The organism is Nocardiopsis mangrovi, assembly GCF_042653925.1.
Taxonomy (GTDB): Bacteria; Actinomycetota; Actinomycetes; order Streptosporangiales; family Streptosporangiaceae; genus Nocardiopsis_B; species Nocardiopsis_B mangrovi.
Map to the genome: position 1 here is coordinate 172697 of NZ_JBHSFQ010000004.1, position 22509 is coordinate 195205.

21 protein-coding genes and 1 riboswitch are annotated in these 22509 nt (G+C 73.4%); of the genes, 12 read left to right on the forward strand and 9 right to left on the reverse strand.

Annotated elements, in window-relative coordinates:
- Positions 1-5: 5 nt before the first annotated feature.
- The 4 genes from carA to pyrR all read right to left on the reverse strand — a co-directional run bounded on the left by carA (position 6) and on the right by pyrR (position 4130).
- The gene (carA, locus tag ACFO4E_RS06520) at positions 6-1118 is read right to left on the reverse strand and encodes a glutamine-hydrolyzing carbamoyl-phosphate synthase small subunit (RefSeq protein WP_378572271.1); all 1113 of its coding nucleotides are present in this window, start codon (positions 1116-1118) and stop codon (positions 6-8) included.
- Positions 1119-1252: 134 nt separating this feature from the next.
- Positions 1253-2545 (reverse strand): dihydroorotase, encoded by a 1293-nt coding sequence (locus tag ACFO4E_RS06525; protein ID WP_378572116.1) that lies wholly within the window; start codon positions 2543-2545, stop codon positions 1253-1255.
- Positions 2546-2574: 29 nt separating this feature from the next.
- Complete coding sequence (locus ACFO4E_RS06530) at positions 2575-3501, reverse strand: aspartate carbamoyltransferase catalytic subunit (RefSeq protein WP_378572117.1); 927 nt, start codon at positions 3499-3501, stop codon at positions 2575-2577.
- Entirely contained in the window at positions 3501-4130 is a 630-nt protein-coding gene (gene pyrR / locus ACFO4E_RS06535) for a bifunctional pyr operon transcriptional regulator/uracil phosphoribosyltransferase PyrR (RefSeq protein ID WP_378572118.1), read from the reverse strand. The genes ACFO4E_RS06530 and pyrR overlap by 1 nt, the downstream gene beginning before the upstream one ends.
- Positions 4131-4651: 521 nt before the next feature.
- On the opposite strand from pyrR, the gene bldD reads away from it, so the two are divergent.
- Both bldD and ACFO4E_RS06545 read left to right on the forward strand, forming a co-directional pair.
- The gene (bldD, locus tag ACFO4E_RS06540; protein WP_017591133.1) at positions 4652-5146 is read left to right on the forward strand and encodes a transcriptional regulator BldD; all 495 of its coding nucleotides are present in this window, start codon (positions 4652-4654) and stop codon (positions 5144-5146) included.
- A gap of 361 nt (positions 5147-5507) precedes the next feature.
- Positions 5508-6119, forward strand: a complete 612-nt coding sequence (locus ACFO4E_RS06545) for a GNAT family N-acetyltransferase (protein WP_378572119.1) — start codon at positions 5508-5510, stop codon at positions 6117-6119.
- On the opposite strand, the gene metF is transcribed toward ACFO4E_RS06545, so the two are convergent.
- Entirely contained in the window at positions 6037-6990 is a 954-nt protein-coding gene (metF, locus tag ACFO4E_RS06550) for a methylenetetrahydrofolate reductase [NAD(P)H] (RefSeq protein WP_378572120.1), read from the reverse strand. The genes ACFO4E_RS06545 and metF overlap by 83 nt on opposite strands.
- 73 nt (positions 6991-7063) lie before the next feature.
- Here metF and ACFO4E_RS06555 point away from each other — a divergent pair, with 73 nt between their 5' ends.
- The 3 genes from ACFO4E_RS06555 to ACFO4E_RS06565 all read left to right on the forward strand — a co-directional run bounded on the left by ACFO4E_RS06555 (position 7064) and on the right by ACFO4E_RS06565 (position 10575).
- A complete protein-coding gene (locus tag ACFO4E_RS06555) occupies positions 7064-8134 on the forward strand; it encodes a polyprenyl synthetase family protein (protein ID WP_378572121.1) in 1071 nt (356 codons plus the stop codon).
- A gap of 196 nt (positions 8135-8330) precedes the next feature.
- A complete protein-coding gene (locus ACFO4E_RS06560) occupies positions 8331-9629 on the forward strand; it encodes a DUF418 domain-containing protein (protein ID WP_378572122.1) in 1299 nt (432 codons plus the stop codon).
- A 61-nt stretch (positions 9630-9690) separates the two neighbouring features.
- A complete protein-coding gene (locus ACFO4E_RS06565) occupies positions 9691-10575 on the forward strand; it encodes an NAD(P)H-binding protein (RefSeq protein WP_378572123.1) in 885 nt (294 codons plus the stop codon).
- Between the two features lie 109 nt (positions 10576-10684).
- Here the strand turns inward: ACFO4E_RS06565 and thiE are convergent, their stop codons facing one another.
- The gene (thiE, locus tag ACFO4E_RS06570; RefSeq protein WP_378572124.1) at positions 10685-11335 is read right to left on the reverse strand and encodes a thiamine phosphate synthase; all 651 of its coding nucleotides are present in this window, start codon (positions 11333-11335) and stop codon (positions 10685-10687) included.
- 66 nt (positions 11336-11401) lie between these two features.
- Positions 11402-11761 (reverse strand): Rv2175c family DNA-binding protein, encoded by a 360-nt coding sequence (locus ACFO4E_RS06575; protein ID WP_378572125.1) that lies wholly within the window; start codon positions 11759-11761, stop codon positions 11402-11404.
- Positions 11762-11892: 131 nt separating this feature from the next.
- Positions 11893-12002, forward strand: a riboswitch (TPP riboswitch).
- An 84-nt stretch (positions 12003-12086) separates the two neighbouring features.
- Here ACFO4E_RS06575 and thiO point away from each other — a divergent pair.
- The 5 genes from thiO to ACFO4E_RS06600 all read left to right on the forward strand — a co-directional run bounded on the left by thiO (position 12087) and on the right by ACFO4E_RS06600 (position 16935).
- Complete coding sequence (gene thiO / locus ACFO4E_RS06580; RefSeq protein ID WP_378572126.1) at positions 12087-13217, forward strand: glycine oxidase ThiO; 1131 nt, start codon at positions 12087-12089, stop codon at positions 13215-13217.
- Positions 13214-13414 carry a sulfur carrier protein ThiS gene (gene thiS / locus ACFO4E_RS06585; RefSeq protein WP_378572127.1) on the forward strand — a complete coding sequence of 67 codons (201 nt, stop codon included), beginning with the start codon at positions 13214-13216 and terminating at the stop codon, positions 13412-13414. Before thiO ends, thiS begins: the two co-directional genes overlap by 4 nt.
- 2 nt (positions 13415-13416) lie before the next feature.
- On the forward strand, positions 13417-14223 hold the full coding sequence (locus ACFO4E_RS06590) for a thiazole synthase (protein ID WP_378572128.1): 807 nt from the start codon (positions 13417-13419) through the stop codon (positions 14221-14223).
- A 95-nt stretch (positions 14224-14318) separates the two neighbouring features.
- Complete coding sequence (pknB, locus tag ACFO4E_RS06595) at positions 14319-16262, forward strand: Stk1 family PASTA domain-containing Ser/Thr kinase (RefSeq protein WP_378572129.1); 1944 nt, start codon at positions 14319-14321, stop codon at positions 16260-16262.
- Entirely contained in the window at positions 16255-16935 is a 681-nt protein-coding gene (locus tag ACFO4E_RS06600; protein WP_378572130.1) for a response regulator, read from the forward strand. Before pknB ends, ACFO4E_RS06600 begins: the two co-directional genes overlap by 8 nt.
- Before the next feature lie 61 nt (positions 16936-16996).
- On the opposite strand, the gene glpK is transcribed toward ACFO4E_RS06600, so the two are convergent.
- Positions 16997-18475 (reverse strand): glycerol kinase GlpK, encoded by a 1479-nt coding sequence (gene glpK / locus ACFO4E_RS06605; protein ID WP_378572131.1) that lies wholly within the window; start codon positions 18473-18475, stop codon positions 16997-16999.
- A gap of 283 nt (positions 18476-18758) precedes the next feature.
- On the opposite strand from glpK, the gene ACFO4E_RS06610 reads away from it, so the two are divergent.
- Together ACFO4E_RS06610 and thiI are read left to right on the forward strand one after the other, a co-directional pair.
- Positions 18759-19784, forward strand: a complete 1026-nt coding sequence (locus ACFO4E_RS06610) for a 6-phosphofructokinase (RefSeq protein WP_378572132.1) — start codon at positions 18759-18761, stop codon at positions 19782-19784.
- A gap of 216 nt (positions 19785-20000) precedes the next feature.
- Positions 20001-21269 (forward strand): tRNA uracil 4-sulfurtransferase ThiI, encoded by a 1269-nt coding sequence (gene thiI, locus ACFO4E_RS06615; RefSeq protein ID WP_378572133.1) that lies wholly within the window; start codon positions 20001-20003, stop codon positions 21267-21269.
- Between the two features lie 73 nt (positions 21270-21342).
- Here thiI and aroF read toward each other — a convergent pair whose 3' ends face one another.
- Positions 21343-22389: a 3-deoxy-7-phosphoheptulonate synthase gene (gene aroF, locus ACFO4E_RS06620; RefSeq protein WP_378572134.1), complete on the reverse strand. Its 1047-nt coding sequence runs from the start codon at positions 22387-22389 to the stop codon at positions 21343-21345.
- Positions 22390-22509 lie beyond the last annotated feature (120 nt).

Here is a 22509-nt window from a genome sequence, read left to right on the forward strand (position 1 = left end):
GTCCTCTACGGCTTGCTGGCGGGCTGGGCGGACATCAGGTCGCAGAACGCGTCGAAGAGCTCGGCGGCGTCGTGCGGGCCCGCGGCGGCCTCGGGGTGGTACTGGACGCTGAACGCCGGCCGGTCCAGCAGCCGCAGCCCCTCGACGACGTCGTCGTTGAGGTCGACGTGGCTGACCTCCGCGCGGCCGTAGGGGGTCTCGAACGGGCCGTCGATCGGCGCGTCGACCGCGAACCCGTGGTTGTGGCTGGTGATGTGCACCCGGCGGGTGTGGACGTCGCGCACGGGCTGGTTGACCCCGCGGTGGCCGAACCGGAGCTTGTAGGTGCCCAGGCCGAGGGCGCGGCCCAGGATCTGGTTGCCGAAGCAGATGCCGAACAGCGGTGTGCCGGAGTCGAGCACCCCGCGCACGGCGGCGACGGGGCCGTCGGCGGTGGCGGGGTCGCCGGGGCCGTTGCTGAAGAACACGCCGTCGGGGCCGGTGGCGAGGATGTCCTCGGCGGTGGCGGCGGCGGGCAGGACGGTGACCTCGCAGCCGCGCTCGGCCAGGCGCTGGGGGGTCATGGCCTTGATGCCGAGGTCGACGGCCGCCACGCGGAAGCGGGGGGCCACGCCCTCGGGCGGGCGCACGGTGTAGGGCTCGGTGGTGGCGACCTCGGCGCTGAGGTCGGCGCCCGCCATCGGGGGGCTGGCGAGCACGCGCTCCAGGAGGTCCCGGGGGTCGGTCTCGGCGGTGCTGATGGCGGCGCGCATGGCGCCGCGGTCGCGCAGGTGGCGGGTGAGGGCGCGGGTCCCGGGGATGGCGATGCCGACGACGCCCTGGCGGCGCAGCTCCTCGTCGAGCGTGCGCTGGGCGCGCCAGTTGGAGGGGATGCGCGCGGGCTCGCGCACGACGTAGCCGGCCACCCAGATCCGCCCGGACTCCGGGTCGTCGTCGTTGACGCCGGTGTTGCCGATGTGCGGGGCGGTCATGGCCACGATCTGGCGGTGGTAGGACGGGTCGGTCAGGGTCTCCTGGTAGCCGGTCATGCCGGTGTTGAAGACGATCTCACCGAAGGTCTCGCCCTGCGCGCCGAACGACGTGCCGTGGAAGACGCGGCCGTCCTCCAGCACGAGCATGGCGCTTGTCTGCACGTGTGTCTCCTCTTCCGCGGGGCCGGGGGCGGTGGCCCGGCCGTCCGGCTCCTGGCCTGCTGGGTGTGCTGCGGGGGTGTCTGCGGGTGTCCCGGGCGCCGGCGGGCGCCGCGCCGCGGTCACTGGATCTTCCCGTCGCGGACCGTGGGGACGCCGCGCAGGAAGGTGGCGATCACGCGTCCGGGCAGGCGCATGCCCCGGTAGGGGGTGTTGGCGCTCTTGGAGGCCATCGCGGCCGGGTCGATGTCACGGGCGGCGTCCGCGTCGTACAGGGTAACGTTCGCGGGCTCGCCGGGGGCGAGCGGGCGGCCCTGCCCGGCCAGCCGTCCGATGCGGGCGGGGGTGGCCGACATGCGCTCGGCGACCCCGGCCCAGTCGAGCAGGCCGGTGTCGACCATGGTGTGCTGGACCACCGAGAGCGCGGTCTCCAGGCCGGTCATGCCCATGGCGGCCGTGGACCACTCGGTCTCCTTGGCCTCGATGGGGTGCGGGGCGTGGTCGGTGGCGACACAGTCGATGGTGCCGTCGGCGAGCCCTTCGCGCAGCGCCTGGACGTCCTCGGCGGTGCGCAGGGGCGGGTTGACCTTGTAGATGGGGTCGTAGCCCTCGGCGAGGCCGTCGGTGAGCAGCAGGTGGTGCGGGGTGACCTCGGCCGTGACGTCGCAGCCGCGGCTCTTGGCCCAGCGCAGGATCTGCACCGACCCCTTGGTGGAGACGTGGCAGACGTGCAGCCGCGACCCCACGTGCTCGGTGAGCAGGCAGTCGCGGGCGATGATGGCCTCCTCGGCCACCGCGGGCCAGCCGGCCAGGCCCAGCCGGTCGGAGACGGTGCCCTCGTTCATCTGGGCGCCCTCGGTGAGCCGGGGCTCCTGGGCGTGCTGGGCGACGACGCCGCCGAACGCCTTGACGTATTCCAGCGCCCGGCGCATGAGCAGCGGGTCGGAGACGCACATGCCGTCGTCGGAGAAGACGCGGACGGCGGCCACCGAGTCGGCCATGGCGCCCAGCTCGGCGAGCTGCTGCCCGGCCAGGCCCCGGGTGACCGCGCCCACGGGCTGGACGTCGCAGTGCCCGGCCTCGCGGCCCAGCCGCCAGACCTGCTCGACGACGCCGGCGGTGTCGGCGACGGGGTCGGTGTTGGCCATGGCGTGCACGGCGGTGTAGCCGCCCATGGCGGCGGCGCGGGCGCCGGTGGCCACGGTCTCGGCGTCCTCGCGGCCCGGTTCGCGCAGGTGGGTGTGCAGGTCCACGAGGCCGGGCAGGGCGATGAGGCCGGCGGCGTCGGTGACCTCGGCTCCGGGGGCGTCGAGCCCGGTGCCGATCGCGGCGATGGCGCCGTCGCGGATCAGGATGTCGGCCGGGTCGCCGCCCGCGACGCGCGCGCCGCGGATCAGGTGACTGGTCTCGGTCATGTCGTGCTTTCTCCCTATGTTCCCGGCCCTCATGCGCCGATCGCCGACTCGGACCCGCCCAACAGCAGGTAGAGCACTGCCATGCGCACACTGACACCGTTGGCGACCTGCTCGGTGATGGTGGAGCGCGGCGAGTCGGCGACTTCGGCGGAGATCTCCATCCCCCTGACCATGGGGCCGGGGTGCATGACGACGGCGTCGTCGCCGAGGCGCGCGAAGCGGTCGCGGTCGAGCCCGTAGCGGCGGCTGTACTCGCGCGCGGTCGGGAAGAAGGCGTCCTTCATCCGCTCGGCCTGGACGCGCAGCATCATCACGACGTCGCTCTTGGGCAGGGTCTCATCGAGGTCGTAGGAGATGGCGCAGGGCCAGGTGTGGACCGATACCGGCATCAGGGTGGGCGGGGCGACCAGTGTGGTCTCGGCGCCCAGCGTGTTGAGCAGCAGGACGTTGGACCTGGCCACCCGGCTGTGCAGGACGTCGCCGACGATCGCGACGCGCAGGCCGTCGAGCCGGCCCATGCGCTCGCGCATGGTGTAGGCGTCCAGCAGCGCCTGGGTGGGGTGCTCGTGGGTGCCGTCGCCGGCGTTGAGCACGGCGCCGTCGACCCAGTTGGCGAGCCGGTGCGCGGCGCCGGAGGCCCCGTGGCGGATCACGACGCCGTCGGCGCCCATGGCCTGGAGGGTCAGCGCGGTGTCCTTGAGGCTCTCGCCCTTGGAGACGCTGGAGCCCTTGGCGGAGAAGTTGATGACGTCGGCCGAGAGGCGCTTGGCGGCGAGCTCGAAGGAGGTGCGGGTGCGGGTGGAGTCCTCGTAGAAGAGGTTGACGACGGTGCGCCCGCGCAGGGTCGGGAGCTTCTTCACCGAGCGCCCGCTGATCTGGGCGAGTTCGGCGGCGGTGTCGAGGACCAGGGTGGCTTCGTCGCGGCTGAGGTCCCCGGCGGAGAGAAGGTGGCGCATCAGTGGTCGTCCTCCTCACCGGGGCGGGGCTTGGCCGGGCCGATCAGCACCGCGTCGCGGCCGTCGAGTTCGTCGAGCAGGACGGCGACGTTCTCGCGCATGGAGGTGGGCAGGTTCTTGCCGACGTAGTCGGCGCGGATCGGCAGCCGCCGGTGGCCGCGGTCGACCAGGGTGGCGAGCTGGACGGCGCGGGGCCGGCCGAGGTCGTTGAGGGCGTCGAGCGCGGCGCGGACGCTGCGGCCGGAGAAGAGCACGTCGTCGACGAGCACGACGGTGCGGCCGTCGATGCCCTCGGGCGGGATCTCGGTGCGGCCGAGCGCGCGGGCGGGTGCCAGGCGCAGGTCGTCGCGGTACATGGTGATGTCGAGGGAGCCCCAGGGGATGGTGCGGTCCTCGACGCGTTCGATGCGCTCGGCGAGCCGGCGGGCGAGCGGTACGCCGCGTGTGGGGATGCCGAGCAGGGTGACGTCGTGGGCGCCCTTGGTGCGTTCGAGCACCTCGTGGGCGATCCGGGTGAGGGCCCGGTGGATCTCCGGGCCTTCGAGGACGGCGCGCTGCGCGTCGGTATGATCGCGCGCGGGCGGATCCTCGACATGTGCATCACGTTCTGCGCGTTTGTGCGCACACACAGTGATGACCCCCTTCCCTGCCTCGCTGAACAGGTCGTTAAAGGATGTCGAACGGCCTCACGCTACCAGCGCCGTCCCACCGGGCCCGCCGGGCCGCCGAGTGAAACTCGGCGAAAATATGACGATGATCACTCATTTCGACATTGACATCCGCGCTTCGAGTGGGATTCGAGCGGCGCCCAATCCGCCGCCTTCCTCCGCGAAGAACGCGAAAGTGCTTGCGCCGCCAGGCTTTGCGGTACGCACCCGGCTGCGTTTGGTCCGCATCACTCCCGAAATGAGAGACCCCTCACTTACGCACGGTTTGGCCACTGATTAGTCGCGTTTCCGCCCAACGGCTTGACCTGGCAACCGAACAGCCCTACCGTCACTGTCCGTAACCAATCTGGGTGGGACCGCTCCGTGTCCACCCCTCGCGAATCGGTGCACAGCACATTTTCCGGGGGCTTGGTCACTACCGAGCGAACTCGGGGCCCACTGCCCACACCAGCCACCATCACGGCCGGGGAGCGACGAAGAAGATGCCATCCGAATACGCGAAGTCCCTCGGCGCGCGGCTGCGCGCCATCCGCACCCAGCAGGGCCTGTCCCTGCACGGGGTGGAGGAGAAGTCCCACGGCCGCTGGAAGGCCGTCGTCGTGGGCTCCTACGAGCGCGGTGACCGCGCGGTCACCGTGCAGAAGCTCGCCGAGCTCGCGGACTTCTACGGTGTCCCGATGTCGGAGCTGCTGCCGGGCGGCGCCGCGCCGACCCCGCTCGGCCCCACACCCAAGCTCGTCATCGACCTTGAGCGCATGCAGCAGCTGCCGCAGGAGAAGGCCGGCCCGCTCGCGCGCTACGTCGCGACCATCCAGAGCCAGCGCGGCGACTACAACGGCCGCGTGCTGTCCATCCGCCAGGAGGACCTGCGCTCGCTCGCGGTGATCTACGACCGCTCGCCCGGCGACCTCACCGAGGAGCTGATCAACTGGGGCGTCCTCGACCCCGAGGCGCGCCGCGCCGTCGACGCGTTCTAGGAACGTCCCCGCGCATCTTCGTCAGCGCCCCCATGCCCCAGGGGCACGCATGCCGCAATGCAGGTGGCCACGTACCCGTGTCAGGGTGCGTGGCCACCTGCATGTGCACCGGGCGCGAGGGACCGCGGCCGCGGCCGTGGTCCGCACACGGCGAAGCGGCCGGGCAAGGGGCTTCCCCTCCCCCACCCGGCCGCTCCCGCGCACGGCCGCCACGGGGGTAGCGGCCGGTGCGATCGGCGGGCCAGGGCCGAACCCCGGCCACCGAGATCGAACATCCGTTCGAACAATCTCAGTTAACCTCACGCAATGGCTTTCGTCAAGAAGGTCCGGGTGGCGCGGCGGCGTCATCTAGGGTGGCGCTGTGCAGACCGATGCCGAGTTGTGGGAACCGACCGCCCCCGCCTTCGTCCACGCGCTCCCCGCGCTCCTGGACGTCTACTCCGCGGCCATGTCCCCGCCCCCCGACCAGCTCGCCGGGCGGCACACGATCATGGAGCACCACACCCTCAACACCGGCTTTCGCGCGGTGGCGGCGCTCGCCCCCGGCGGCACGGCCGTCCTCGGGTTCGCCTACGGCTTCCACGGCCACCGCGGGCAGTGGTGGCACGACGTGGTCACCGAGGAGCTGCGCTCGCGCGACCCCGCCGCCGAGCGGCGGTGGTTCACCGACGCCTTCGAGATCGCCGAACTGCACGTGCACCCCGACCACCAGGGGCGGGGCCTGGGGCGCGGGCTCCTGGAACACCTCACGGCGGCGCGCGCCGAGCGCACCGCCGTGCTGTCGACCCACACCGGCCCCACCGTGGCCCGCCGGCTCTACGCCTCGTGCGGGTTCACCGACGTCCTGCCGGAGTTCCGGTTCCCGGGCAGCCCGGACCGGCCCTTCGCGATCATGGCCGCCCCGCTGCCATTGCGGGCAGCCGGTCGGCGGCGATCCGCTGGTAGATCTCGCGCGTGGCTGTGGACTGGTTGAAGGTGATGAAGTGGATGCCGGGGGCGCCTTCGTCGAGCAGCCGCTCGCACATCCGGGTGGCCTGCTCGATCCCCAGCCTGCGCACGGCCTCGGGGTCGTCGCCCACCTTCGCGAACTCCTCCGCCAGGTGGCGCGGGAACGGGGCGCCCGACAGCTGCTCGGAGCGCTCGATCGTGCCCAGCTTCACCACCGGCATGATCTCGGGGATGATCGGCACGTCGCACCCCTTGGCCGCGACCCGGTCGCGCAGCCGGAGGTAGTCCTCGGGGTCGAAGAACATCTGGGTGATCGCGTAGTCGGCGCCGGCGCGGCACTTGCGCACGAAGTACTCGACGTCGGAGTCGACGTCGGCCGAGCGGGGGTGCTTGTAGGGGAACGCCGCCACGCCCACGCAGAAGTCGCCGCTCTCCTTGAGCAGCCGGACGAGTTCGTCGGCGTACTCCAGGCCCTCGGGATGGCGGACCCACTCCCCCAGCGGGTCGCCCGGGGGGTCGCCGCGCAGCGCCAGCACGTTGGTGACGCCGACATCGGCGAACCGGCCGATGAGGTGGCGCAGCTCGCGCACGGAGTGGTCGACGGCGGTCATGTGCGCCACCGGGAGGAGGGTGGTGTCGGTGGCCATGCGCTCGGTGATCTCGACCGTGCGGTCGCGGGTACCACCGCCCGCTCCGTAGGTGACCGAGACGAAGGAGGGCTGGAGCGCCTCGATCTCGCGGATGACCCGCCAGAGCTTGCGCTGCCCCTGGTCGGTCTTGGGCGGGAAGAACTCGAAGGAGAACGTCGGTTCGCCGGCGGTGAGCAGATCGCGGATGCGGCGGGGCCGCGCGGCGGAGTGACGCGCCGGACCGGAGCGTGTCGTAGACCCAAGCATGCCCACCACCTTAGGCGACGCCACCGGCCCGGCGGCGGCGGGCGGCCGTCCCGGAACGGATAGCCTGCTCTGCATGACCTCCTCTTACGCCACACCGGTCTCCTTCGTGCGCGGGGCCGTCGACACCGAGCTCACCGCGTTCGCAGCGGAGCGCAGGGCCGAACTCCTGGAGATCGGCCCGGAGCTGGAGCCCGCGATGGAGGCCCTGGAGGCCATGCTGACGGGCGGCAAGAGGCTGCGCCCGGCCTTCTGCTACTGGGGCTGGCGGGGGGCCGGCGGCACCGACGTGCCCGGGATCTACACCGCCGCCGCCTCCCTGGAATTCCTCCAGGCGTGCGCGCTGATCCATGACGACGTCATCGACAACAGCGACACCCGGCGCGGCCTGCCGGCCACCCACAAGCGCCTGGAGGGGCTGCACCGGAGATCGGGCTGGTCGGGCGGTGGCGCGGCGTTCGGCCAGGGGGCGGCCATCCTCATCGGCGACCTCTGCCTGGCCTGGAGCGACCAGATGTACGCGGCCAGCGAGCTGCCGCTGAAGGCGCTGCACGACGGCCGCGGCCCGTTCGACCGGATGCGCACCGAGGTCATGGCCGGGCAGTACCTCGACATGCTCGAACAGGTGCGCGGCGCCGAGAGCGTCGAGGCGTCGCTGCGCGTCATGCACTACAAGGCCGCCAAGTACACCGTCGAGCGCCCGCTGCACCTGGGCGCGGCCCTGGCCGGGCGCGCCGACGACCTCACCCCGGTCTACACCGCCTACGGCCTGCCGCTGGGCATCGCCTTCCAGCTGCGCGACGACGTTCTGGGGGTCTTCGGCGACCCCGAGCAGACGGGCAAGCCCGCAGGCGACGACCTGCGCGAGGGCAAGCGCACGCTGATCGTCGCCGAGACCCTGGAGCGCGCCCCCGCCGCCGACTCCGCCCGGTTCCGGCGCCTGCTGGGCGACCCCGGCCTCACCCCCGGCGACGTGGAGTGGATGCGCGGCGTCACCACCGAATGCGGCGCCCTGGCGGCCTGTGAGCGCCGGATCGACGACTATGTCGGCCAGGCCGCCGACGCCCTCGACAGCGACCTGATCGACGACGAGGCCCGCCGCTCCCTCGCCGACCTCATCGTCGCGGCCACCGCCCGCGAGCACTGACCCCGCGGAACGCCCGGGACGGCGGAGGCGGCGTCCTCCGGTGGAGCGGGCCGCCGCCGGGGCCGTCTCCTGCGGTGGTGGCGGAGGCGGTCGGCCATGCGGAGGAAGCGGGCTCCTCCCGCAAGCGGATGCCCGTGGCGCCGCCGTCCGCGACCCTGGGGGAAAGTCCGCTGAAGGACCCCACAGGAGCCCCCTTATGCAGCCCACCCGTACGCCACACCGAGGTCCCACCCGCGCGACGGAACGCGCGCTCGCCCCCGACCTCGCCCGCGGCTTCATGCTGTTGATGATCGCCCTGGCCAATACCCCGTACTACCTGTGGGGGACCGACCGGCCGTCGATGAGCCCGCACCCCGACGGCGGGTCGGCGCTGGACACGGCGGTGCAGTTCGTCATGACGGTGGCCGTCGACGGCCGCATCTACCCGATGTTCGCCTTCCTGTTCGGCTACGGGATCATGCGCACCTTCGACCGCCAGATCGCGGCCGGCGCCGATCCGCGGGGCGCCGCGGCGCTGCTGCGCCGCCGCCACCTGTGGCTGCTCGTGTTCGGGTTCGTCCACGCGGCCCTGCTGTGGATGGGCGACATCCTGGGCGCCTACGGGCTGGCCGGGCTGGTGATGTGCGGCCTGTTCCTGCGCCGCCGGGAGCGCACCATCCGCGTCTGGGCGGCGGTCCTCGCCGGGCTGGCGGCCCTGCTCGCCCTGGTCTCGGTGGCCGGGGGCGTCATCGCCGCGCAGGGCCCGGACGGTGCCGCCGGGGCGGTGGACGGCGGCGTCGCCGACCTCATGTTCGCCTCCTTCAGCGAGCCGACCGTCCTGGGCGCGGCGCTGGCCCGGCTGATGATGTGGCCGCTGACCAGCCTCGTCCAGGGCCTCGGCCTGATCGTGCCCGCGGCGATGCTGCTCGGCATGGCGGCGGGCCGGCGCCGCGTCCTGGAGCTCCCGGGGAGCAACCTGCGCCTCCTGGGCTGGACCGCCGTTCTGGGGATCTCGGCCGCCTGGCTGGTCGCGCTCCCCGGAGCGCTGAACCTGGTCGGGCTGCTGAACCTGAACGCCCCCGCTCTGGAGTCGCTGGACGGGGCCCGGTCCCTCGCCGGCCTGTTCGGCGGGCTGGGCTATGTCGCGCTGTTCGGGATCATCGGCCACCTGCTCGGCCGCCGCGAGCGCCAGGGCGTGGTCGTGGTCGCGGTCACCGCCGTCGGCAAGCGCTCCATGACCAGCTACCTCGCGCAGTCGGTGATCTGCTCGCCCGTGCTCGCCGCCTGGGGCCTGGGCCTCGGCGCCGCCATGCACAGCGCCTCGATGGCGCTGTTCGCGATCGCGGTGTGGCTGGTGACCGTGGCCGTCGCCTACGCGCTCGAACGCGCGGGCCGGCGCGGGCCCGCCGAGGTGCTGCTGCGCCGGCTCACCTACCGGCGCCCCGAACCCGCCGCGCCCGCACCGCCGTCCGCGCCGGCTCCCGCCGGGGCCGGCGCCCAGGACGCGGCGCGCTGACGGCGACCGCCCCGCGCGCCGGTGAGTGCGCGCGGGGCGCCATTGCCCGAAAATGGGACTCATGGGCAAGGATCAGGCAATAGCGCACACCGTCGGGATCACCGGGGCCACGGGCGCAGTCGGCGGGCGCGTGGCGGCCCGGCTGGCGCGGCGCGGCGTGCGCCAGCGGCTGATCGTCCGCGACCTCAACCGCGCCCCGGAGCTCGCGTCGGCCAGCGCGGCGATGGCCGCCTACGAGGACCCCGCTGCCTTCCGGCGGGCGGTGCGCGGCACCGACACCCTGCTGCTGGTCTCGGCCATCGAGGCCGCCGACCGGATCGACCAGCACATCAGCGCGGTCGACGCCGCGGTGGCGGCGGGCGTGAGCCGGATCGTCTACCTGTCCTTCCTCTCCGCCGCGCCGGCCGCCACGTTCACCTTCGCCCGCGACCACTTCTACACCGAGGCCCACATCCGCTCCACGGGCGTGGAGCACACCTTCCTGCGGCCGAGCCTCTACCTGGACCTGCTGCCCGACTGGGCCGACGAGCACGGCGTGATCCGCGGCCCGGCCGGGCAGGGCCGGATCGCGTGGGTGTCGCGCGACGACGTCGCCGACGCGGCGGTCGCCGTGCTGCTCGGGCAACAGGAGCACGACGGACGCACCTACGACCTGACCGGGCCCGAGGCCGTCAGCCTGGGAGAGACCGTGGAACGGCTGTCCACGCTCACCGGGAAGGTCGTCCGCTACGTCCCGGAGACCTGGGACGAGGCGCTGGAGTCGCGCCGGCCGTCGGGCGCCCCGGAGTGGGCCGTCGAGGGCTGGGCCAGTTCCTACGCCGCCATCGCCGCGGGCGAGATGGACGTCGTCTCCCCCGCTGTCCCCGATCTGACCGGCCACCCCGCCCAGACGATCGAGGGCTACCTGCGCAAGCACCCCAGCGCGCTGAGCCGCATCAACCCCTGAACCCCGAGCGGGCGGCGACGGCCCGATCCGGACCGCGGCGGCCGGTTCCGTGCGCGGCGTCCGCCGCCGCTGCGGGCAAGGCGCCGCGCCCGCTCTGTCGAAATGGGGCTCAGACCGCGGCCCGCAGGCGCCGGGTGAACGCGGCGGCCGCGGCGCGGGGGTCGGGGGCCTCGGTGATGGCGCGCACGACGACCACGCGGCGCGCGCCGGCGTCCAGGACCCGGTCCAGGTTGTCCAGGTCGATGCCGCCGATGGCGAACCACGGGCGCCCGCCCGGCAGCTCCGCGGCCGTCCGGACCAGCGGCAGCCCGGCCGCGGGGCGGCCGGGCTTGGTCGGCGTGGCCCAGGTGGGGCCGACGCAGTAGTAGTCCACTCCGTCCTCGGCCGCCGACGCGGCGGCCGAGGCGGCGTTGTTGTTGGACCGGCCGATCAGCGGGCCGTCGCCGATGATCTCGCGGGCGAAGGGCACGGGCAGGTCCCGCTGGCCCAGGTGGAGCACGTCGGCGCCGGCGGCGCGGGCGATGTCGGCCCGGTCGTTGACCGCCAGCAGCGCGCCGTGGCGTTCGCAGGCTTCGCGCACGGTCGCGAGCGCCGCCAGCTCCTCCCGCGCCTCCAGCGACTTGTCGCGGAGCTGCACGATGTCGACGCCGCCCGCCAGGGCGGCGTCGAGGAAGGACGCGAGGTCGCCCCGTTCGCGGCGGGCGTCGGTGCACAGGTACAGGCGGGCATCGGCCAGGCGGCGGCGCGGGCTCGTGTTCACCCGCCCCAGGCTAGTGCGCGCCCGTTCCCGCGCCCGAGGCGGGCCCGGCAGCGGTGGGGCGGGCCGTCAGAACGCCATGGCCTGGGCGCGGCGGCGGACCTCGGTGCCGCGGTTGGCGATCAGCGCTTCGATGGGCGCCCCCGGGAGGGTGTCGTCCGGAGTGAACATCCAGGTCAGCGCCTCGTCGGTGGCGAATCCGCAGTCGGCGAGGAGCGTGAGGGTCCCCGGCAGGCCCTTGACGATGTCGCCGCCGGCGATGAAGGCCGCGGGGACCACGGTCTCGCCCTTGCGGCGGACCCCCAGCAGCTTGTGGTCGCCGATGTACTGCTTCACCCGGTTCGGGCTGATGTTCAGCGCCTTCGCCGCTTCCTTCAGGGTCAACCAGTCGCCGACCAGGGAATCGATGGTGTGGTCGTTCTCTGTCACGCAGCCAATGTCCCACAGTTCCGGGTGCGCCAAACCAGGCCCTCCGGCCTTATCGCTTCCGGCGTAGCGGGCCCGTCGCGGGAGGGCGGTCGCCCGGCGCCGGAGGCGGGGCCCTAGGATTGGCCGCGAGCAACGATCCCCGCGGGAGCCGGTGGGACCGGCTGAGAGGGAGGCGGCGAGCCTCCGACCGCAAGAACCTGATCCGGGTCATACCGGCGAAGGGAGTGGCAGCGGAGCCGTGCGCACGACACCCCCGTCCCCGTTCTCACCACCGTCCCCGTCCCCTCCGGCGCCTCCCGCGCCCGGCCCCTGCGAAGTCCTCGTCGTGGGCGCGGGCGTGATCGGGCTCGCCGTCGCCTGGCGGGCGGCCCGGCGCGGCCTGCACGTCACCGTCGTCGCCCCCGATTCGACCCCGGGCGCCGCGTCCGGGGTCGCGGCGGGCATGCTGACCCCGGCCGGCGAGGCCGTGTTCGGCGAGGAGGCGCTGATGCGGTTCGGCGCGCTCTCGCGCGACCGCTATCCCGCGTTCGTCGAGGAGCTGGAGCGCGACTCCGGCCTGCACGCGGGCTACCGGACCGGCGGCACCCTCCAGGTCGCCTACGACACCGACGACCTCGCCCGGCTGAGCGAGCTCGCGGAGCTCCAGGCCCGCCTGGGGCTGGCCGCCGAACGGCTGACGGGCCGCGCGTGCCGCAGGCTGGAGCCGATGCTCGCCCCGTCGGTGCGCGGCGGCGTCCTGGCCCCCGACGACCACTCCGTCGACCCCCGCCTGCTCACCGCCGCCCTGGCGGCCGCGGCCCGGCGGCGCGGCGCCCAGCGCGTCCGCGACCGGGCGGCGAGCCTGCTCACCTCCCGCGGCCGGGCCGCCGGCGTGCTCCTCGCCGGCGGCGGCGAGCTGCTCGCCGACCAGGTCGTCCTGGCGGCGGGGGTGTGGACGCCGGAGATCGGCGGGCTGCCCGACGGCGCCGTCCCGCCGCTGCGCCCGGTCAAGGGCCAGCTGCTGCGGCTGCGCACGCCCTCCGGTGCCGCGCCCGTCGTCACGCGCACCGTACGCGGCCTGGTCCGGGGCGCCCCCGTCTACCTGGTCCCCCGCGACAGCGGAGAGGTGGTCGTGGGCGCCACCCAGGAGGAGATGGGCGCCGACCTGCGGCCGACCGCGGGCGGGATGTGGGAGCTGCTGCGCGACGCCCACACCCTGGTCCCCGGGGTCGAGGAGCTGGAGGTCGCCGAGATCTGCGTCGGGCTGCGCCCCGGCTCGCCCGGCAACGCACCGCTGCTGGGCCCCACCGGGCTCCCGGGCCTGCACCTCGCCGTGGGCCACCACCGGCACGGCGTCCTGTTCGCCCCCGCCACCGGCGACGCGCTGGCCGACGTGCTGGCGGGCGGGGGCCTGCCCGGCTACGCCCGGCTCTTCGCCGCCGACGGCGGCCCCGATGGAAGCGAGGCACGCACGTGAACGTGATCATCAACGGGCGGCCCACCCCGGTGGCGCCCCGCAGCACCGTGGCCGACATCGTCGGCTCCCTCACCGATGCCCAGGGGGGCGTGGCGGCCGCGGTCAACGACGAGGTCGTCCCCCGCGCGGCCTGGCCGCGCACCCTCGTCGCCGAGAACGACCGTGTGGACGTCCTGACCGCCGTCCAGGGAGGCTGACCATGACCACCGACATCGGCGACCCGGCCGCCGCACCGGCGTCCCGCCCCGCCGCCGACCCGCTCGTCATCGCCGGGAGCGAGTTCTCCTCGCGGCTCATCACCGGAACCGGCGGGGCGCCGTCGATGCGCGTCCTGGAGGACGCGCTGATCGCCTCGGGCACCGAGCTGACCACCGTGGCGCTGCGCCGGGTCTCCCCCGGCGCGCAGGGCTCGGTCTGGGACGTGCTGCGGCGCAACGGCATCCGCCCGCTGCCCAACACCGCCGGGTGCTTCACCGCCGCCGAGGCGCTCCGCACCGCCCGCCTGGCCCGCGAGGCGCTGGAGACCGACTGGATCAAGCTGGAGGTCGTGGCCGACGAGCGCACCCTGCTGCCCGACCCGGTGGAGCTGCTGGACGCCGCCGAGCTCCTGGTCGACGACGGTTTCACGGTGCTCCCCTACACCAACGACGACCCGGTGCTCGCGCGCCGGCTCGAACAGGTGGGCTGCGCCGCCGTCATGCCGCTGGGCGCGCCGATCGGGTCGGGTCTGGGCATCCGCAACCCGCACAACATCGAGCTGATCGTGGAGGAGGCCGGCGTCCCGGTGATCATCGACGCCGGGATCGGCACCGCCAGCGAGGCGGCGCTCGCCATGGAGCTGGGGTGCGACGCCGTCATGCTGGCGACCGCGGTCACCCGCGCCCAGGACCCCGTGCTCATGGCCGCCGCCATGCGCGACGCGGTCGCCGCGGGGCGCGCCGCGCGGCGCGCGGGCCGTATCCCGGTGCGCCGGTATGCCCACGCATCGTCACCATCGGTGGAGTGACGCGGCGGGACATCACCGCAGTTCACATTGGGTTCGGCCGCCGCGCGCCGGGCGCGGACCGGCGTGGGGGCCGCTCCCCCATTACACTCGGCGGCGTGGACATGACGACTGCGGACTCACTCGTCGGTGCGACCCTCGACCATCGCTACTTCATCGAGGGGCGCATCGCGAGCGGCGGCATGGCGACCGTTTACGTCGCCCACGACCTGCGACTGGACCGCCGGGTGGCGTGCAAGGTGATGCACGCGTCCCTGGCCGAGGACCCCACGTTCGTGCGCCGCTTCATCAACGAGGCGCACTCCGTCGCCCGGCTCTCCCACCCCAATGTGGTGCAGGTGTACGACCAGGGCACCGACCAGGGCCACGTGTACCTCGCCATGGAGTACGTGCCCGGCCGCACCCTGCGCGACCTCCTCAGCGAGCGCGGGCGCCTGGCGCCGCACGCGGCCCTGAAGATCATGGCGCCGGTGCTGGCCGCGCTGGGCGCCGCGCACCGCGCGGGCATGGTGCACCGCGACGTCAAGCCCGAGAACGTCCTGCTCACCGCGGACGGGCAGGTGAAGGTCGCCGACTTCGGGCTGGCCCGGCTGGTGGAGTCCGCGCAGCAGGCCATGACCAAGACCGGCACGCTCATGGGCACCGCCGCCTATCTGGCGCCCGAGCAGATCGAGCGCGGCACCGCCGACGCGCGCACCGACGTGTACGCGGCCGGCATCATGCTCTACGAGCTGATCACCGGCGAGCAGCCGCACACCGGCGAGACCCCCATCGCCGTCGCCTACCAGCACGTCAACGTCGACGTCCCGCGGCCCTCGACCGTCGTGCCGGGCATCGGCCCCGCGGTCGACGTCCTGGTCACCAAGGCCACCGAGCGCGATCCGCGGTACCGCCCCGGCGACGCCGCCCAGTACCTCGCCGGGATGTCCGAGGTCATGAAGGACATGCCGGACGACGGCGGCGCGGCCGCCGCGACCGCGCCCCGCGTGGACGCGCAGGCCCCGGCCGCTCCGGCCGGCGGCAACGCCACCCTCGTGGTCGACCTCGACGACATCGCCGAGCCGGAGCGGCGCGCCGACGACCGCCCCTTGGAGCGCAAGCACCTCCTCGTCCTCGCCGGCGGCGCCATGGCGGTGGCGGTGCTCGTCTTCGGCTGGTGGCTGCTGATCGGGCGCTTCGAGACCGTCCCCGACGTGATCGGGCTGGACGAGGAGACCGCGGCCGACGTGCTGGCCGACAGCGGGCTGCGCATGGAGGTCGACGACCGGGGGATCTTCAGCGACGCCGCCGACGAGGGGGAGGTCGCCGGAGCCGACCCCGAGGTCGACGACCGCATCGAGCCCGACGGAACCGTCACCGTCTTCCTGTCGCGGGGACCGCAGACCATCGCGATGCCCGAGGTGGTCGGCCTCAGCGCCGACGACGCCCGCGACACCCTGGAGGGCGCCGGGTTCTCCGACATCGAACTGGAGGAGGCGTCCTCGGAGGACGAACCGGTCGGCGCGGTGGTCTCCTCCGACCCCGAGCCGGGGAGCGACGCCGACCGCGCCGCATCGGTCACCCTCACGCTCAGCACCGGCTTCGGCGCGCCCGACGTCGAGGGCCGAACGGAGGAGGAGGCGACCCAGGCGCTGCGCGACAGGGGCCTGGGCGTCGACATCGCCCAGGAGCCCAGCGACGACGTCGAGGCCGGCCGGGTCATCTCGCAGGATCCGGGCCCGGGCGGCAACGTCGGCCGCGGCGACGCCGTCACACTGACCGTCTCCTCGGGCCCCGACCGCATCGAGGTGCCCGACGTCACCGGCCTGTCGGTGGCGGCCGCGCAGGAGCGGCTGGAGGAGCTGGGCCTGACCGTGACGGTCACCGCACCGCTGGGCGGCGACCGCGTCGCGGGCTTCAGCCCGCAGGGCGAGGTCGAGAGCGGCACGGAGGTCGAGCTGTTCGTGACCCCGTTCGGCAACGGCGACGACCGAGGGAACGGGAACAACGGGAACGGGAACAACGGCAACGGCAACGGCAACGGCCGGGGCGACGATGACTGACCCCGCCGGCGGGGCCGGCGGCGCGATCCGGGTCATGGTGGTCGACGACCACCCGATGTGGCGCGACGCCGTCGCCCGCGACCTCGCCGAGGCCGGGCTGGAGGTGGTGGCCACCGCCGGCGACGGCCGCAAGGCCGTGGCCGTCGCACCGGCCGCGCGCCCCACGGTGGCCGTGGTCGACCTCCAGCTGCCCGACATGAGCGGCGTCGAGGTGACCCGGCGGCTGCTGGCGCTGCCCGGTCGCCCCCCGCGCGTCCTCATCCTGTCCGCCAGCGGCGAGCACGGCGACGTGCTGGACGCGGTGAAGGCGGGCGCGACCGGCTACCTGGTGAAGTCCGCGGGCCGCGACGAACTGCTCGACGCGGTGCGCAGCGTGCACGGGGGCGACGCCGTCTTCACCCCGGGGCTGGCCGGGCTGGTGCTGGGCGAGTTCCGGCGGCTCGCGTCCGCGCCCTCCCCCGCGGCGGCCCCGGCCGCCCCCGCCCTCACCCCGCGCGAGACCGAGGTGCTGCGCCTGGTCGCCAAAGGGCTGGGCTACAAGCAGATCGCCGCGAGGCTGACCCTCTCCCACCGCACCGTGCAGAACCACGTGCAGAACACGCTCAGCAAGCTCCAGCTGCACAACCGGGTCGAGCTGGTGCGCTACGCCATCGACCAGGGCCTGGACGACTGAGCGTCCGGCGCCGCCAAGGGCGCGCCGCGGCGCCGTCCCCCTCCCGGCCGGGCGCCGCCGCTCACTCCAGGCCGGCCCAGCCCTTGGACCGCTCCACCGCGACCCGCCAGCGGCGGTGGGCGGCGTCGTCGCGGTGCCGCGGCTCGAAGCGCCGGTCGAGCTTCCAGGTGTGCGCCAGGTCGTCCGTGGAGCCCCACACACCGGTCCCCAGCCCGGCCAGGAACGCGGCGCCCAGCGCCGTGGTCTCCTGGATCTGGGGGCGGGCCACGCTCACCCCGAGCTGGTCGGCCTGGATGTGGCAGAGCAGGTCGTTGGCCGACGCGCCGCCGTCCACGCGCAGTTCGGGCAGCTCGGTCCCTGACGCGCGGGCCATGGCCTCGACCACGTCGCGCACCTCGAAGGCGATGGCGTCCAGCGTGGCGCGGGCCAGGTGGGCGCGGCCGGTGCCGCGGGTGATGCCGAAGATCGCCCCGCGCGCGTAGGGGTCCCAGTCGGGCGCGCCCAGGCCGGTGAGGGCGGGGACGAAGACCACTCCGCCGGAGTCCTCGACGCTGGCGGCCAGCGCCTCCGACTGCGGGGCGCTGTCGATGAGCCCCAGGCCGTCGCGCAGCCACTGCACGGCCGCGCCGGTGACGAAGATGGATCCTTCGAGCGCGTATTCGAGCCGGCCGTCGGGGTGCTGCCACAGGACCGTGCTGAGCAGGCCCTGTTGCGGGGCAACCGGCTCCGCGCCCGTGTTGACCAGGATGAAGGACCCCGTTCCGTAGGTGCACTTGGAGGACCCGGGGGTGTAGCAGTTCTGGCCGAACATGGCGGCCTGCTGGTCGCCGGCGATTCCGGCGATGGGCAGCCGCAGCCCGAGGAAGTCGTCGGGCTCGGACTCCGCCACGACACCGTAGGAGGGGACGACCTCGGGCAGCGCCGTGCGGGGGACCCCGAACAGCTCGCACATCTCGTCGGACCAGGTCCCGGCTCGCAGGTCGAACAGGAGCGTGCGCGAGGCGTTGGAGGCGTCGGTGACGTGCCGCTTGCCGCCGGTGAGGCGGGCGATGATGTAGGAGTCGACGGTCCCGATGGCGACGTCGCCGGATTCCACCCCGCTCCAGGCGCGCCGGTCGTTACGCTGGATCCAGGTGAGCTTGGTCGCCGTGAAGTAGGGGTCCAGGCGCAGGCCGGTGATGTCGGCGACCCGGTCCTCGTGGCCGGCGTCGCGCAGCTCGGTGCAGATGTCGGCGGTGCGCCGGTCCTGCCATACGATCGCCCTGCGGGGTGAGCTCGCGCGTCTGCGGTTCCACAGGACGGCGGTCTCACGCTGGTTGGTGATCCCGATGCAGGTCGGGGCGTCGTCGGTGGAGTCCAGGGCGCTCTGGCAGGCGGCGAGGGTGGCCTGCCAGATCTCCTCGGGGACGTGCTCGACCCATCCGGTCCGGGGGTAGTGCTGGGAGAACTCCTGGTAGCCACGCGCGACCACTTCGCCGTTCTCACTGACGACGAGGGCGGTGACACCGGTGGTTCCGGCATCGATGGTGAGCACGGACATGGGTTGGCCTCCGCTGGGTTGGACGACTATGGTCTAGACCATGTGGACGGCGTGAGACGGAAGTGCCACCAGCTCCGCTCCGGGCCGCCATGCGTGGGACCTACCCCGCGGATGACCGGCTCACAATCGCCACGGCCCACTTTTCGTGACCCCTGTCACATCGCCGCCCTCACGGTGATCGCGGCGGTCACGATTGCGGCGGGGCCGGCCACCCGTACGGCGCCCACGGGCGCCGCAGCATTGGCCATTTCGGGATTTTTCACGGGATTCGAGGAGTACACGCATGCGAGTCGGGGTGCTGACCGGCGGCGGCGACTGCCCGGGGCTGAACGCGGTCATCCGCGCGGTCGTCCGCAAGGGCATCAAGGACTACGGGTACGAGTTCGTCGGCTTCCGCGACGGCTGGCGCGGGCCCCTTGAGGGCGACACCATGCCCCTGGACCGCGCCGCGGTCAGCGGCATCCTGCCGCGCGGCGGCACGATCCTCGGCTCCTCCCGCACCAACCTCATGAAGATCGACGGCGGGGTCGAGCGCGTCAAGGACAACATGGCGGCGCTGGGCATCGACGCCCTGGTGGCGATCGGCGGCGAGGACACCCTCGGCGTCGCCACCCAGCTGCACGAGCGCGACGTCAACGTCGTGGGCGTGCCCAAGACGATCGACAACGACCTCAACGCGACCGACTTCACCTTCGGGTTCGACACCGCGGTCAACATCGCCACCGAGGCGATCGACCGGCTGCACACCACCGCGGAGTCCCACCACCGCGCGCTGGTCGTGGAGGTCATGGGCCGCCACGCGGGCTGGATCGCCCTGCACTCCGGCATGGCGGCGGGCGCCAACGTCATCCTCATCCCCGAGCGCCCGTTCGACATCGACGAGGTCGTCGCCCACGTCGAGAGCCGCTTCACCACCAAGTACGCCCCGATCCTCGTTGTCGCCGAAGGGGCGCACCCCAAGGACGGCCAGATGGAGCTGTCCCACGGCGAGACCGACTCCTTCGGGCACGTGCGCCTGGGCGGCATCGGCCAGCGCCTCTCCGAGGAGATCGAGAGGCGCACCGGCAAGGAGGCCCGCTCGGTCGTCCTGGGCCACGTGCAGCGCGGCGGCACCCCCTCGGCCTTCGACCGCGTCCTGGCCACCCGCCTGGGCGTCAACGCCATCGAGGCCGTGCACGCCCAGGACTACGGCAAGATGGTCGCGCTCCAGGGCACCGACATCGTCCGCGTCGACCTGTCCGCGGCCACCGAGAAGCTGAAGACCGTCCCGGACGAGCGCTTCGCCGAGGCCGAGGTCTTCTTCGGCTGACCCCCGCCCGCACCCGCCAGTGGCCCCGCCCGATCGGTCGGGGCCACTGTGCTGCGCATCGGGAAGCGAAGGCGGCGCGTTGAAGCGCCCCCGGAGGCCGAGCGGGAAATACCGCACCGTCCAAATCGGTTGCCCCATGTTCGATACTGGAATCATTCCCGGAGCCGGGTGCCCCCTCGCGCCCCCTCCGACCCCACCCCACCTGGAGATGCCCTCATGGCCGTTACGTCCGCCCCCGCCGCCCTCGACGTGCGCGACACCGCGCAGCAGCTCGGCGGCGATCCCGGTCTGGGCGAGCTGTGCGTGCTGATGAAGCTCGGCGAGATCGTCCTCAAGGGCAGCAACCGGAACCTCTTCCAGCGCCGGCTGCACAACAACATCCGCTCGGCGGCGCGCGATCTGCGCTCGATCACGCTCACACAGCGCGGCGCCGGGGTCATCATCGTCCGCATGCCCGGCGGCTCGGACCTGGAGGTCGCCGAGCTCGCCGAGCGCATGCGCAACGTCATGGGCGTGGTCTGGGTGCACCTGGTGCGCCGGGTCGCCAAGGACCTCGACTCCGTCACCGACATCGCGGTCCGCTCCATGGCCGAGCGGGCGGGCACGTTCGCGGTCAAGGCGCGCCGCCGGGACAAGCGGTTCCCGATGACGTCGTCGCAGATCGCGGTGCACATCGGCTCCGCCGTGCAGCACGCCCACGGGCTTCCGGTGGAGCTGAAGCGGCCGGCGAACACCCTGCACGTCGAGGTCGACAAGGACGAGGTGTTCGTCTTCACCGACGGCATCCCCGGGCAGGGCGGGCTGCCGGTGGGGATGAGCGGCCGGGGCCTGGTGCTGATGTCGGGCGGCATCGACTCCCCCGTCGCCGCGCACCGCATGATGCGCCGCGGACTCAAGGTCGACTTCCTGCACTTCTCCGGGATGCCGTTCACCGGCCCGGAGTCCATCTACAAGGCCTACAGCCTGGTCCGCCAGCTCGACCGCTACCAGTCGGGCTCGCGGCTGTTCGTCGTGCCGTTCGGCAAGGCGCAGCAGCAGCTCAAGACGTCGGGGATCGAGCGGTTGCAGATCGTGGCCCAGCGGCGGCTGATGCTCAAGACCGCCGAGGCCCTCGCCGACGACCTCGGGGCCGAGACCCTCATCACCGGCGACGCGCTGGGCCAGGTCTCCAGCCAGACCATGACCAACCTGACGGCGCTCGACGACGCCGTGGACCTGCCGATCCTGCGCCCGCTGATCGGCATGGACAAGACCGAGATCATGGACCAGGCGCGCGCGATCGGCACCCTGTCGATCTCCGAGCTCCCCGACGAGGACTGCTGCACGCTGCTCACACCGCGCCAGGTCGAGACCGCCGCCAAGATCGCCGACCTGCGCCAGATCGAGAAGCGCCTCGACGCCGAGGAGCTGGCCGAGCACCTGGTGACCACCGCGCAGCTGCACCGCCCGAGCTTCCTCGGCGACGCCGCCCCGGCCAGGGTCTGAGTTTCCCGCTCAGCCTGCGGGGCGCCCGGAAGGCGCCCCGCTCGGCCTGTGGGGCGGCGCCGCCGTGTGCCGCTCACACGGCCGCGGGCACCGGCTCCGGGGCGGGGGTCAGGGTGCGGCCCATGAGGGCGGCCAGGGACGCCGCCAGGTCCGCCAGGGCCTCGATGTCGTCGCCCACCAGCGCCTGGGGACCGTCGCACAGGGCGGTCTCGGGCGCCGGGTGGACGTCGACGATGATGCCGTCGGCGCCGACCGCGATGGCCGCGCGCGACAACGGCAGCACCAGGTCGCGCTTGCCGCCCGAGTGCGAGGGGTCGACGATCACCGGCAGGTGCGACAGGTTCTGGGCGACCGGGACCGCGCTGATGTCCAGGGTGTTGCGGGTGGCCTTCTCGAAGGTGCGGATACCGCGCTCGCACAGCACGATGTCGAGGTTGCCGCGCTGGGCGATGTACTCGGCGGCCATCAGCCACTCCTCGATGGTGGCGTTCATGCCGCGCTTGAGCATCACCGGCCGGCCCGCCTCCCCGGCGGCCTGGAGCAGCGCGAAGTTCTGCATGTTGCGGGTGCCGATCTGCAACATGTCCGCGTACCCGGCCACCAGCTCCACGTCGGCGGGGTCGACGACCTCGGTGACGATGGGCAGTCCGGTCTCCTCGCGCACGTCGGCGAGGATCTTCAGGCCGGACTCGCCGAGCCCCTGGAAGGCGTAGGGGGAGGTACGCGGCTTGTAGGCGCCGCCGCGCAGCAGTGAGGCGCCGGCGGCGCGCGCCATCCGGGCCGCGGCGAGGGTCTGCTCGGGGGTCTCCACGGCGCAGGGCCCGGCGATGACGGTGACGTTGTCGCCGCCGATGGGTACGCCGCGCACGCTCACCATGGAGCGGCTGGGATGGTTCTCGCGGCTGACCAGCTTGTAGGGCGCGGAGATGCGCAGCACGTCGCTCACCCCGGGCATCGCGCGGAGGTCGAGGGTCTCGAACTGCTGGACGTCGCCGACGAGGCCGATGATCGTACGGCTCACACCGCGGGTCACGTACGCCTCTCCCCCGGCCGTGGCGACGAGGTCGACGAGCTTGTCGATGTTGTCCGGGGTGGCGTCGGGAGCCATCACGATGACCATGGTCTTGTTCCTCCAGCGGTGCGCGTCCGCCGATCGGCGGCGCGTCTTGGGGCGGCGTTGTCGAAAAGGTGCGGGCAAACGAAAGAGCCCCGGGCCATCGGCCCGGGGCTCTTGAGGTTC

Coding starts and splice junctions, on each gene's coding strand:
- carA (WP_378572271.1), bottom strand. CDS start 1,118: ATGCTCGTGCTGGAGGACGGCCGCGTCTTCCACGGCACGTCGTTCGGC.
- ACFO4E_RS06525 (WP_378572116.1), bottom strand. CDS start 2,545: ATGACCGAGACCAGTCACCTGATCCGCGGCGCGCGCGTCGCGGGCGGC.
- ACFO4E_RS06530 (WP_378572117.1), bottom strand. CDS start 3,501: ATGCGCCACCTTCTCTCCGCCGGGGACCTCAGCCGCGACGAAGCCACC.
- bldD (WP_017591133.1), top strand. CDS start 4,652: ATGCCATCCGAATACGCGAAGTCCCTCGGCGCGCGGCTGCGCGCCATC.
- metF (WP_378572120.1), bottom strand. CDS start 6,990: ATGCTTGGGTCTACGACACGCTCCGGTCCGGCGCGTCACTCCGCCGCG.
- ACFO4E_RS06555 (WP_378572121.1), top strand. CDS start 7,064: ATGACCTCCTCTTACGCCACACCGGTCTCCTTCGTGCGCGGGGCCGTC.
- ACFO4E_RS06560 (WP_378572122.1), top strand. CDS start 8,331: ATGCAGCCCACCCGTACGCCACACCGAGGTCCCACCCGCGCGACGGAA.
- ACFO4E_RS06565 (WP_378572123.1), top strand. CDS start 9,691: ATGGGCAAGGATCAGGCAATAGCGCACACCGTCGGGATCACCGGGGCC.
- ACFO4E_RS06590 (WP_378572128.1), top strand. CDS start 13,417: ATGACCACCGACATCGGCGACCCGGCCGCCGCACCGGCGTCCCGCCCC.
- ACFO4E_RS06600 (WP_378572130.1), top strand. CDS start 16,255: ATGACTGACCCCGCCGGCGGGGCCGGCGGCGCGATCCGGGTCATGGTG.
- glpK (WP_378572131.1), bottom strand. CDS start 18,475: ATGTCCGTGCTCACCATCGATGCCGGAACCACCGGTGTCACCGCCCTC.
- ACFO4E_RS06610 (WP_378572132.1), top strand. CDS start 18,759: ATGCGAGTCGGGGTGCTGACCGGCGGCGGCGACTGCCCGGGGCTGAAC.
- thiI (WP_378572133.1), top strand. CDS start 20,001: ATGGCCGTTACGTCCGCCCCCGCCGCCCTCGACGTGCGCGACACCGCG.
- aroF (WP_378572134.1), bottom strand. CDS start 22,389: ATGGTCATCGTGATGGCTCCCGACGCCACCCCGGACAACATCGACAAG.